Here is an 11,920-nt window from a genome sequence, read left to right on the forward strand (position 1 = left end):
ATTCATAAGTTGGTTCAATAATCGCATCTTCGAATGGAGGTTAATTATGGCAGACAATCGTGAAGATTTAATCCGTTCTCTGGCAGGTGTCATGGGCATGAGTGGAGAAGCAAAGAAGAAAGATTCTCACTTTGACCCCTCAACCGGTACACTTTATTGCGGAAGTAAAGTCTTTTCGCAAAGTGATATTGCCGAGGCAAAGAAATTCTGTGAAACCAACATGAAAAAGATGGCTGATATAGGCGACAATGCCGCAATGTATTATGAAATTGCCGCATCTGCCGTTGAACTTCTTGAGCAGGACAGTGTTAAAAACGGCGGAAAAGTTGTTGTTAAAGATTTATGAGGTGACCCCCATCCGTCAGCTTCGCTGCCACCTTCCCCCATGGGGGGGAAGGCTTTTTTATATCACCATCACCTCCCTTGGGGAAAGGCTTTTTTATATCACTATCACCTCCCTTGGGGGAAGGCATTTTTATTTAATCAATTCTCAGTATTAATGTAAGGATATTCTTAGCTGCCTTGTTTAGTTCATCTCGTGTGATGGCGCCTTTTTCAAGAGCAGCTATTATTCTGTCCGGATATCCGCATCCCATCTTCATATCATTTCCGGCCTTACATTCTTTATAATTCTCGCCGTGGGTCCACCAGTCGGTAGTAACCATACCATCAAAGCCCCATTCTCCGCGAAGAATTCCATTTATCATATCCTCGTTTTCCGAAGCGCGTCTTCCATTTATGATATTGTAGGATGTCATTATGCTCCAGGGATGAGCCTCTTTAACAACAATTTCAAAACCCTTTAAGTAAATCTCACGAATTGCCCTCTCAGATGCTCTTGAATCACTGTCCTTTCTATTGGTCTCTTTATTATTCAGAGCAAAATGCTTTATTGTTGCAGCAATATGGTTACTCTGAATTCCACGTACCATTCCGGCAGCCATCTTTCCGGTGAGTAGCGGGTCTTCCGAATAATACTCAAAGTTTCTTCCGCAAAGAGGAGATCTGTGGATGTTCATGGCAGGTGTCAGCCATACTCCGATATTATTCTCCTTAACCTCTTCTCCACCGGCAATTCCAACCTTCGTTGCCACTTCCGGATCCCAGGTACATGCAAGAAGAGTTGCGCAAGGGAAAGCTGTTGTCTTTACCCCAACATGAGGCTGAATTCTAAGACCGGCAGGTCCGTCAGCTGTCATAACATTAGGTATCCCAAATTCATTATTATTTCCGTATCCAAAGGTATTGGCTACGCCTGTGTTTGGTTGTCCTCCTACAAGCCATGCCAAATCCTCATCCGATAATCCTTCTATGAATTTATCAATAGAAATTTTTCCTGTGAAAACATCAATAAGCTGACGCTTGTCTGCAGGCTTATAACGATTCACAGACTTTTCAGGTCTAATTGCAGGTGACATACCTTCCAATTCATCTTCGGAAAGAGGTGTAAGCTCATTCTCATTATATTTAGAAGCATCTCCCTGCTCTAACATTTCATATGTACCGTCCGCAAGAAGTCTCTTCTTTAAAGCAACAGGAGCCATCTTCTGGGTGAGCTGGCACACAATCTTATTATCATCAAGGACATATTCCTGCTCAGCAGATCTTGCATTTCTTACATCTGTCCCTACAAAAAATTTATATCTTCCCTTTTCGAGGACGTAAGCAGACTTCTGAATCTTTCCAAGGTCATCATAGGATGCAAAAACATCAACAGGAAATTCAACTACTACCCTCTGTGTCTGTCCGGGTTCAAGTAAAGCAGTCTTTTTAAAACCTACAAGTGTTTTCTCAGGTTTTCCGAGCTTGCCCTGCGGCGACGAAACATAGATCTGAACCACTTCTTTTCCTGCATATTGACCATTGTTTGTCACATTTGCCTTCACAGTGATTATGCCGTCGTCTTCTCTTATTTTGACGCGGCTTACGCTAAAGTCTGTGTATGAAAGACCATATCCGAAGGGATATATTACCTTATCGGATGCATCCTTGATTGTCTCAAAATATCTATAGCCTACATAGATATCCTCTTCGTATTCAACATAATCATCAGAATCATGGAAATGTTCTGTTCCCGGATAATCAGAGAGGTTCCTCGCAAAGGTATCCGCCAGTTTACCACTGGGATTCCCAAGTCCACATAAAAGCTCAGCTGTAGCAAGGCCGCCTTCCATGCCGCCCTGCCATGCGATAAGAGCAGCGTCTATGTCCTTGCTGTCTTTAATCCATGAAACATCAAACATGCCGCCGATATTCAATACTATAACAGTTTTCTCGAAAGCCTTACTTACAGAATTTACTAACTCTTCTTCAGCCTTTGAAAGATAAAAATCACCTCTTTCAAAAATGCCATTAGTCATATCTATAAGGGGCTGATCCACTCCCTTAAAAGTGCGATCGATTACCTTATCACTCTTTCTGTCCCAACCTTCACCCGAATATCTGCTGATTGAAATAATTGCAGTATCAGTAAACGCTTTTGCCTTAGTCAGAATATCCTCAGGAAGCGTGGGCTCTGCTATAAGTCCCGGCATCTTGCCTTCCTTATATAATCCTTTTACATAATCCTCATAAAAATCAATAGAATCTTCGAAAAGAGAAACCCTCGCTCCAAGTTTCTTAAATCCCTCAGCGAGGTTTGTAACGTAGGGAACGGTAACATCACCTGATCCGCCGCCTCCCTTTACATAATCTATCGTTGCTTTTCCAAAAAGAGCGACCTTTTGTCCTCTTGCAAGAGGCAGTATACTCTTTTCATTTTTTAAAAGAACCATACCTTCTTTTGCAGCATTCTTAGAAATCGCTATATGCTCAGCAGAAGCAGTAACCTTATTCCCATCCTCTCCTAAAGGAAGATTCGGATGATACATTATTCTGGACCATTTTCCCATTGCCATAACCTCCATAAGCTTTTCATAAAAAGTATATATGCAATTATTATAGCTGTATTTCACGTATGTTTAAATACACATTTACAACTAAAAAAAGATTCCCCTCTTGCATTAAACAAAAGGGGAATCTCTTATTTTTTACTCATTCACACCGAGAATCTTGCTTTTAATCAACCACCACCAAAAAGAAATAATTAACCCTAGACCACCCTAGCCTGCAATTAAGAAGGTTGGAACCGTTCTATAAGTAATACCAATACAATTCAGAAGCAACCAAAGTACGCCAAACACAGCTATGAATATGCAATGATATACAAAAGATGTTTTCAGTTTTGATTCTCTTATCATTTCCCACGAAATTTGTGGACAATCCCTCAGCTTATTTAATACTTCTCTTTCGTGTTCCGTCATGTCTACCATAGTATTATTCCCCAAAGATGATTATATTTCGGTAACTGAGCACGTCACCTTCATAGAAATATTCTTTGTTAGCTACAGGCTAGTCTTTCATTTCTTTATACCTAGAAGTATAACTTGACCACGAATGCGCCTCAATATTATTATTGTATTATATATAGTACATTTTTAAGATGCGAGGTGACAGGCGGATGCTACGTTCTTTTCAATATAAGAAAAACGAATATGACGCTATTCCTTTAAAGCTGGTATTACTGGGCGCCGACCATGATCAGGAGCCTGTTTATAGAATGCATGGAATTAATCTAAACCAGATTTTTTTCTGCAAAGAAGGGCAAGGGGAGCTAATACTTGATAACCGTAAATACGTTATTGACAAGGGACAATGCTTTATTATTTTTAGCAACACCCCTCATGAGTATCACAGCACAGGTGGAAAATGGATTTTAGATATTGTGGGATTTAATGGCAGTATCGTTCCTCTGCTATTTCGTGCACTAAAGATTAACTCCTCAGGCGCCTACCTGTTAAGCAACCGTGAAATGATTGACGCTCATCATAAAAAGCTAATAGAAATTGCTGAGCAAAACAGCCGCCATAAGCATATGCTTCTATCACAGGAAACCTACGCGCTTATTACCGATTTATCATTCTGCCTGACTCACATCGCATCAGGCTCTGCCGACTATGGTAACCCCACCATCACTCAAACAATAGAATATTTAGAGACCCACTATGGAGAGGATATTTCACTGGATACCCTGGCTCAAATCACATCTAGAACCCCAGAGTATCTTTGCAGTATTTTCAAAGAGCATACGGGACTTACGATAGTAAAATATTTAAATTGCATTCGACTACTGCATGCCCAGATTCTACTGGTACAGGAGCCCTCTATGTCTATCAAAGAAATCGCTGAAAAATGTGGCTACAGCAGCGCCAGCTATTTCGGAAAAGTATTTTTCAAACAGTACAAACTAACTCCTAATCAATATCGCATGAGCCACATTATGTAATTGCTCTACAATATCTTAATATTTTACCATAAAGGTTAGAGAATTAAGATTGAACCCCATGCCCTCTAGGTATTAAATTTATATATAGATAAAAAAGAAATACCCACTGCAATGGCGCAGCTGGTTTATTAAGAGGGTTTAATAAATGTGTAAATCAGAATTTAAAGTAGATGAAAAAGGGATTGGCACTCTACACGTTGATGGCAAGCCATTTTTCATGCACAGTGGAGAAATCCACAATTCCAGCGCATCTACATTACAGGAAATGGAAGAAAAAATCTGGCCTCAGGTTAGAGAGCTTAATCTCAACTCTTTAATCATCCCTATTTACTGGGAATGTATCGAGCCAGAGGAAGGCAAATACGACTTTACACTTGTTGATGGAATTATTAATCAGGCACGTAAGGAAGGCAAAAAGCTTGTATTCCTTTGGTTTGGTCTTTGGAAAAATGCTGAATCAATGTACGTTCCAAGCTGGGTTAAGGTTGATTCTGAAAGATATTTTTTAGCTAAAAAGGTAAACGGTGACAAAATCAACACTATCTCACCACTTTGCCATGAGGCAATTGAAGCTGACAAAAAGACCTTTGCAGCAATTATGGCTCACATCAAATCAATCGATGAGAATGAATGCACAGTAATCGGCATGCAGGTAGAAAACGAAATCGGTCTACTTGGCACTGCCAGAGATTATTCTGAAAAGGCTAATGAGCTTTTTGAGGCACAGGTTCCTGAGGAAATCGGAAAGCTTTATGATGTGACCTGTACCTGGAAGGAAGCCTTCAAGGATGATGCAGAGGAATTCTTTATGGCTTATCATTTTGCAAAGGCTGTTGAAGAAATCACTAAAGCAGGACAAAATGAATACAATCTGCCATGCTATGCTAACGCTTGGTTAAAGCAATATCCATGGATTGCCGGAACCTATCCATCAGGCGGCCCTAACAGAACTGTTCATAAAATCTGGAAGGCGATGGCTCCATCACTTTTCGCTTTGGCTCCAGATGTATATGTTCCATTTTGTGCAGACGTTATGGATGAATACGCCTACGAAGGCAATGCGCTCTTCATCCCTGAAATCAGAAAGGATGCAGTTGCTTCTTCATACGCACTTTACGCACAGCTTCACCACAATGCAGTTTGCTTTTCACCATTTGGTATCGAAGAATTGGCACTTGATCCTGAGCTCGTAGACAAGCCACCAATGGAAGTCATGATTGCCCTTAATATCGACCCATCTGCGTTTGATACAAGAGGAAGCAAGGAAGCCCTTGCAGCTACTTATAAATTATTAGATGAGCTTGAGCCTTTATACTTACAGTACCGTGGCACCAATAAGCTTCAGTCATATGTTCGTCATGGGGAGTACGACTACGGCTGCCTTGTTCGCTGCAAAGAGTACGATTTCAAAGTTGGCTATTCTCCAAGAACATCTGGAAAGCCTCTTGGAAGCTTCTCTGTATTTGAGCTTGATGATAACAAATTCTTACTAATTGGTCTGGAATGCTCAGTAAGCTTTGATGTTAAGACAGGTGAAAACAAACAAGCAGACATCCTAAGCCTTGAAGCAGGTCATATGGAAAATGGAAAATTCATTTCAGATAAGCGCTTAAACGGCGATGAAAAAATGGCACTTCACTTCGGAAGTATGCCTGGAGTATTTATGCTGGAGTTATATAAATACTAAAATCTTTTATACAAAAAACAGCTTGGCATTTTCATTTGCCAAGCTGTTTTTTAATTATTTCATTGCCCTCATTACTTGTTGGCTATAGCTGCCTGAGCTGCTGCAAGTCTTGCAACAGGTACACGGAAAGGTGAGCATGAAACATAGTCAAGGCCAATCTTGTGGCAGAACTCAACTGATGAAGGATCTCCACCGTGCTCTCCGCAGATACCAACGTGAAGCTTAGGATTAACGGGCTTACCAAGCTTAAGTGACATATCCATAAGCTTACCAACACCTGTCTGATCAAGCTTAGCGAAAGGATCGTTCTCGAAGATCTTCTCATCATAGTAAGCGTTAAGGAACTTACCAGCGTCATCACGAGAGAATCCGAATGTCATCTGTGTAAGGTCGTTTGTACCGAAGCAGAAGAAATCAGCCTCTGCAGCGATCTCGTCAGCTGTAAGAGCAGCTCTCGGGATCTCGATCATTGTACCAACCTCATACTCAAGCTTAGCGCCTGCAGCTGCGATCTCAGCATCAGCTGTCTCTACAACTACCTTCTTAACGAACTTAAGCTCTTTAACTTCACATACAAGAGGAATCATGATCTCAGGCTTAACATTCCACTCAGCGTGCTCCTTCTGAACCTCAAGAGCAGCACGGATAACAGCCTTTGTCTGCATCTTAGCAATTTCAGGATATGTAACTGCAAGACGGCATCCTCTGTGACCCATCATAGGGTTGAACTCGTGAAGAGAAGCGATGATAGCCTTGATCTCCTCAACGCTCTTACCCTGAGCATCAGCAAGCTTCTTGATCTCGTCCTCAGTTGTAGGAACGAACTCGTGAAGCGGAGGATCAAGGAATCTGATTGTTACAGGGCATCCCTCAAGTGCCTCATAAAGAGCCTTGAAGTCATTCTGCTGATAAGGAAGGATCTTCTCAAGAGCAGCTTCTCTCTCCTCTACTGTATCAGAGCAGATCATCTCACGGAATGCAGCAATTCTGTCTTCCTCGAAGAACATGTGCTCTGTACGGCAAAGACCGATACCCTCAGCACCAAGCTCACGAGCCTTCTTAGCATCAGCGGGTGTATCAGCGTTTGTACGAACCTTAAGCTTTCTGAACTGATCAGCCCAATCCATGATACGGCCGAACTCACCAGCGATCTGAGCGTCTACAGTCTTGATAACTCCATCATAGATGTTACCTGTTGTACCGTCGATAGAGATGAAGTCTCCCTCGTGGAACTCTTTTCCAGCAAGTGTGAACTTCTTGTTCTCCTCGTCCATGTTAATGTCGCCACATCCGGAAACGCAACACTCACCCATACCACGAGCAACAACGGCAGCGTGTGATGTCATACCACCACGAACTGTAAGGATACCCTGAGCAGCCTTCATACCTGTGATATCTTCAGGTGATGTCTCAAGACGAACAAGGATAACCTTCTCACCTCTCTCAGCCCATGCTACAGCATCATCAGCTGTGAATACAACCTTACCGCAAGCAGCACCGGGTGATGCACCAAGACCCTTACCCATAGGAGTAGCAGCCTTAAGAGCAGCAGCGTCGAACTGAGGGTGAAGAAGTGTATCAAGGTTACGAGGATCGATCATTGCTACAGCTTCTTCAGGAGTCTTGTGTCCCTCATCAACAAGGTCACAAGCGATCTTAAGAGCAGCAGGAGCTGTTCTCTTACCGTTACGGCACTGAAGCATATAGAGTTTCTTGTTCTCAACAGTGAACTCCATATCCTGCATGTCGTGATAGTGGTTCTCAAGTGTATCACAAACCTTGATGAACTCAGCGTATGCTTCAGGGAATTCCTTCTCCATCTGAGCGATCGGCATAGGTGTACGAACACCAGCAACTACGTCCTCACCCTGAGCGTTGATAAGGAACTCACCCATAAGCTTATTCTCACCTGTTGCAGGGTCACGTGTGAATGCAACACCTGTACCAGACTCATTATTAAGGTTACCGAATACCATAGGCATTACGTTAACAGCTGTTCCCCAAGAATAAGGGATATCGTTGTCACGACGGTAAACGTTTGCACGAGGGTTATCCCATGAACGGAATACAGCCTCGATAGCAAGCTTAAGCTGCTCTACAGGATCTGAAGGGAAATCAGAACCGAGCTGGTTCTTGTACTCAGCCTTGAACTGCTCAGCAAGCTCCTTAAGATCAGCTGCTGTAAGATCTACGTCAAACTTAACACCCTTCTGCTCCTTCATCTTGTCGATGAGCTGCTCGAAGTACTTCTTACCTACTTCCATAACAACGTCTGAGAACATCTGGATGAAACGACGATATGAATCATATACGAAACGCTCGAATGCAGGATCAGGATTGCCCTTGATCATTGCAGCAACAACCTCGTCATTAAGACCAAGGTTAAGAATTGTATCCATCATACCAGGCATTGATGCACGAGCACCTGAACGAACAGATACGAGAAGAGGATTGTTAAGATCACCAAACTTCTTGCCGTTGATCTCTTCCATCTTCTTAACGCCTTCCATAGCCTGAGCCATGATCTCGTCGTTAATCTTACGTCCGTCCTCGTAGTACTGTGTGCAGGCCTCAGTTGTGATTGTGAAACCCTGTGGTACCGGAAGACCAATGCTTGTCATCTCAGCAAGGTTAGCACCCTTACCACCGAGAAGGTTACGCATTGTCATGTCACCTTCGCTAAACATATAAACCCACTTGTTTGCCATGTTCACTACCTTTCTTACCGATTATTCGATTCGGTAAAACCCTTTCCATTTATGTTACATTTTTATAATTAACTATGTCGTACATAGTAATTACCAATTGATTTATGAAGGAATAAATCCCTCAAAAATAAAGATATCAAAGAAATTTCTGTTTTTATCTAATTCCTCCTGGCTCTTTATCGTCCAGGCCGCCGCTGTGTTCTTATATAATCCGCGGCAAAGCTTCCTTGATAAGTTGCGCTGATATTTGTGATTATATGCCACAAAATCAGGTCTTGTAAGAAAATTAAATATGAGGAATGCGAGTGCATAATACAAAGGTGTATGCCACAATTTCTCAGGTTCTCTGAAAAATTCCTCTGAAAGCTGTCCTCTGAAAATATCTTTGTGATGACGCTTAAACCAATATAATCCAAGCGGATTAAAGGACTCTATGCAAAACACTCCGGTATAGCTACGAAGAATCTTATCAACTACTGCACATACCGAAACATCAAACAGTTCTATCTTGAGCTCAATGATGAGCGGAATCTTACCATCCACAAGTTTAAGAAAGTCTTCAAACTTCGGAATCTTCTCATCAGATCCAAGCAAATGAAACTGCTGCAGTTCTTCATAGGTGTAATCTATCACCTTGCCTGCTACCCCAAGGCTACCGTCCTCATTCCTTACGGCATCCTCAGGCACATGTCCCTCTTCATATCTGGCTACTCTGGCCAATGTAAAATCATGGAAAACTACGGGAACCCCATCCCTAGTGAGCTGAACGTCAAGCTCTATTCCATACCCCGCATCGACAGCCTTTTTGAAAGCAGCCATCGAATTCTCAGGTGCTTCTGTATTATTGTCGTGCAATCCTCTGTGTGCGTACAAGTTCTGTTTAAGAAGTTTCTCTGCTGACGGTCTTCCAATCATCCTTGGCATGATTGCCAAAAGGTAAAGAACTACCAAAACTACTATTATAATCAGAAGAGTTTTCAACATATTTCATAACTTCCTTCAAACCCTTATTTAAAACGCCTAGGATATTTTAATATCTAACTTAAAATTTGACAAGTATAAAAAAAACGAATGTCAAGACTTTTTTTATAAAAATCTTGACATTTTTGATAATAATCACTATAAAAAGCTCATTTTACACTTATTTCACACTTAATTCCGGCTTATTTTGAAGAGTTTTCTATACTTTTTATTCTGGGCCTTGGGCGCCTTTATCTTAATATTTTTTGCTCTTGTGAGAGACAGTATTGTTTGCTGCGTAGGCGGATATTTCAAGGTTTACTCATCCGGCGAATGTCCGGAGTTTCCATACGGCTCCAAGGCATCTATTTTTGCCATATCTTCTTTAGAAAGCTCAAAGTCGAATATTTCGGAATTAGACTTAATTCTGTCCTCATGCACTGACTTTGGAAGCGGCAGAATATCATGCTGCAAATCCCATCTGAGGATTATCTGAGCAGTACTCTTGTCATACTTATTTGCCAATTCCATCAAAACAGGATGTTCCAGTGATCTGCCACGTCCGAGCGGACTCCAGGCTTCCACAAGAATACCGTTGTCCTGACAGAATTTCACAGTATCAGCCTGCATAAATCCGGGATTTATTTCAATCTGATCCACAGCCGGTATTATTTCCGAATCCATAAGTGCGTCAAGATGATGAGTAAGGAAATTGGACACTCCGATAGCTTTTACTCTGCCACTCTTGTAAATCTCCATCATAGCTTTCCAGGTTGATCTGTTCGTATTTTCCCAGTCATCGTCAAATGCATACGAAGAAGGCCAGTGAATAAGATAAAGATCAAGATAATCAAGGCCTATCTCATCCATTGTTTTCTCAAACGCGCGTAGAGTCCTATCGTAACCCGCTTCCGTCTTCCAGACCTTACTTGTCAAGAACAGGTCCTCTCTCCGACATCCCGAAGCCTGAATGTAGTCTTTAACAGCATCGCCCACATACTTCTCATTTTCATAAAAAGCCGCTGTATCAATGTGAATATATCCCAGTTCCAGAGCTATTTTCACAGACTGATACGCTTCATTCGGATCTTTAATTTTATAAGTACCAAATCCCAGGCACGGAATATTAGTGCCGTTGTTAAGCTTAAACTTGGTAGCAAGTGTCATTTAGGAACCCTCCTCTGCTTATTTCATATATCATCACATTCAATGATAACACAAAACAGCATCATCAAATCAATGACAATGCTGTTTTACTACATCTGTAATTTTGTTAATTCTTTTTACAGTTTCTTTCCGGTCAAAAGTTCATAGGCTTCTTCATACTTAGCAATAGTCTTATCGATTACATCCTGAGGAAGGTTATAGTCGCTTTCAGGATTAGCCTTAAGCCAGTCTCTTACAAACTGCTTATCGAATGAAGGCTGTGACTTTCCGGGTTCATAACCTTCTACCGGCCAGAAACGGCTGCTGTCAGGAGTAAGCATCTCATCACCAAGAACCACCTCACCATTCTCGTTAAGGCCGAACTCAAACTTGGTATCAGCGATGATAATACCTCTGGTACGGGCATAATCCGCACACTTTTTGTAAAGAGCGATAGTATAATCACGGAGCTTCTCTGCATATTCCTGACCATGGCCGGGGAAGTCTCTCTCAAGTACTTCTACAGAACGCTCAAAATCGATGTTCTCATCGTGATCACCAATTTCAGCCTTGGTTGAAGGGGTATAAATAGGTTCAGGGAGCTTATCACATTCTTTAAGTCCCTCCGGAAGCTTTATGCCGCAAACAGTTCCGTTTTCCTTATAGCTGTTCCAGCCGCTTCCTGTAATATATCCGCGGACAATACACTCAATGGGAAGCATTGTAAGCTTTTTGCAGAGCATACTGTTGCCGGTAAACTCAGGCTTTCTGAAAAATTCGGGCATATCAGCGGTATCTGTGCTGATCATGTGGTTACTTACGATATCCTTAGTGTAATCAAACCAGAACTTTGACATCTGGGTAAGAACTGTCCCTTTCTTCTCAACCTTGTTCTTAAGGATTACATCAAATGCTGAGATTCTGTCTGTAGCTACCATAATGAGTGCATCACCCACATCATAAATCTCACGAACCTTACCTTCTTTTACCGGACTATATTCCTGCATACTTCTTTCCTCCCTTTGGCTTTAACGTTGTTAACCTCATCCGCCTGCTACGCAGGCACCTTCCCCAGAGGGGAAGGCTTTATATTCA

At 41.9% G+C, this 11,920-nt stretch carries 8 protein-coding genes; 3 read left to right on the plus strand and 5 right to left on the minus strand.

The window, feature by feature from the left end; all coding sequences use genetic code 11:
• Nucleotides 1–46: 46 nt before the first annotated feature.
• Nucleotides 47–346, plus strand: a complete 300-nt coding sequence (locus BLR42_RS10040; RefSeq protein WP_091868694.1) for a hypothetical protein — start codon at nucleotides 47–49, stop codon at nucleotides 344–346.
• A 133-nt stretch (nucleotides 347–479) separates the two neighbouring features.
• Here BLR42_RS10040 and BLR42_RS10045 read toward each other — a convergent pair whose 3' ends face one another.
• Nucleotides 480–2,891 carry a glycoside hydrolase family 3 protein gene (locus BLR42_RS10045; protein WP_091868696.1) on the minus strand — a complete coding sequence of 804 codons (2,412 nt, stop codon included), beginning with the start codon at nucleotides 2,889–2,891 and terminating at the stop codon, nucleotides 480–482.
• Between the two features lie 608 nt (nucleotides 2,892–3,499).
• Between BLR42_RS10045 and BLR42_RS10055 the strand changes: the two genes are divergently transcribed.
• Both BLR42_RS10055 and BLR42_RS10060 read left to right on the plus strand, forming a co-directional pair.
• Complete coding sequence (locus tag BLR42_RS10055; protein WP_170832713.1) at nucleotides 3,500–4,324, plus strand: helix-turn-helix domain-containing protein; 825 nt, start codon at nucleotides 3,500–3,502, stop codon at nucleotides 4,322–4,324.
• A 145-nt stretch (nucleotides 4,325–4,469) separates the two neighbouring features.
• Nucleotides 4,470–6,011 (plus strand): DUF5597 domain-containing protein, encoded by a 1,542-nt coding sequence (locus BLR42_RS10060; RefSeq protein WP_091868702.1) that lies wholly within the window; start codon nucleotides 4,470–4,472, stop codon nucleotides 6,009–6,011.
• A 71-nt stretch (nucleotides 6,012–6,082) separates the two neighbouring features.
• On the opposite strand, the gene ppdK is transcribed toward BLR42_RS10060, so the two are convergent.
• The 4 genes from ppdK to BLR42_RS10080 all read right to left on the minus strand — a co-directional run bounded on the left by ppdK (nucleotide 6,083) and on the right by BLR42_RS10080 (nucleotide 11,832).
• Entirely contained in the window at nucleotides 6,083–8,719 is a 2,637-nt protein-coding gene (ppdK, locus tag BLR42_RS10065) for a pyruvate, phosphate dikinase (RefSeq protein ID WP_091868704.1), read from the minus strand.
• Between the two features lie 102 nt (nucleotides 8,720–8,821).
• A complete protein-coding gene (locus tag BLR42_RS10070; RefSeq protein ID WP_091868706.1) occupies nucleotides 8,822–9,703 on the minus strand; it encodes a glycerophosphodiester phosphodiesterase family protein in 882 nt (293 codons plus the stop codon).
• Nucleotides 9,704–9,997: 294 nt separating this feature from the next.
• A complete protein-coding gene (locus tag BLR42_RS10075; protein WP_091868707.1) occupies nucleotides 9,998–10,846 on the minus strand; it encodes an aldo/keto reductase in 849 nt (282 codons plus the stop codon).
• Between the two features lie 116 nt (nucleotides 10,847–10,962).
• Nucleotides 10,963–11,832 carry a phosphoribosylaminoimidazolesuccinocarboxamide synthase gene (locus tag BLR42_RS10080; protein WP_091868709.1) on the minus strand — a complete coding sequence of 290 codons (870 nt, stop codon included), beginning with the start codon at nucleotides 11,830–11,832 and terminating at the stop codon, nucleotides 10,963–10,965.
• Nucleotides 11,833–11,920: the final 88 nt, after the last annotated feature.

The organism is Butyrivibrio sp. INlla16 (genome assembly GCF_900104155.1).
GTDB lineage: Bacteria > Bacillota > Clostridia > Lachnospirales > Lachnospiraceae > Butyrivibrio.

Bases quoted from the DNA above. Each gene is read 5' to 3' on its own strand.
- ppdK (WP_091868704.1), bottom strand. From the start codon at position 8,719: ATGGCAAACAAGTGGGTTTATATGTTTAGCGAAGGTGACATGACAATG.
- BLR42_RS10075 (WP_091868707.1), bottom strand. From the start codon at position 10,846: ATGACACTTGCTACCAAGTTTAAGCTTAACAACGGCACTAATATTCCG.
- BLR42_RS10045 (WP_091868696.1), bottom strand. From the start codon at position 2,891: ATGGGAAAATGGTCCAGAATAATGTATCATCCGAATCTTCCTTTAGGA.
- BLR42_RS10060 (WP_091868702.1), top strand. From the start codon at position 4,470: ATGTGTAAATCAGAATTTAAAGTAGATGAAAAAGGGATTGGCACTCTA.
- BLR42_RS10080 (WP_091868709.1), bottom strand. From the start codon at position 11,832: ATGCAGGAATATAGTCCGGTAAAAGAAGGTAAGGTTCGTGAGATTTAT.
- BLR42_RS10040 (WP_091868694.1), top strand. From the start codon at position 47: ATGGCAGACAATCGTGAAGATTTAATCCGTTCTCTGGCAGGTGTCATG.
- BLR42_RS10055 (WP_170832713.1), top strand. From the start codon at position 3,500: ATGCTACGTTCTTTTCAATATAAGAAAAACGAATATGACGCTATTCCT.
- BLR42_RS10070 (WP_091868706.1), bottom strand. From the start codon at position 9,703: ATGTTGAAAACTCTTCTGATTATAATAGTAGTTTTGGTAGTTCTTTAC.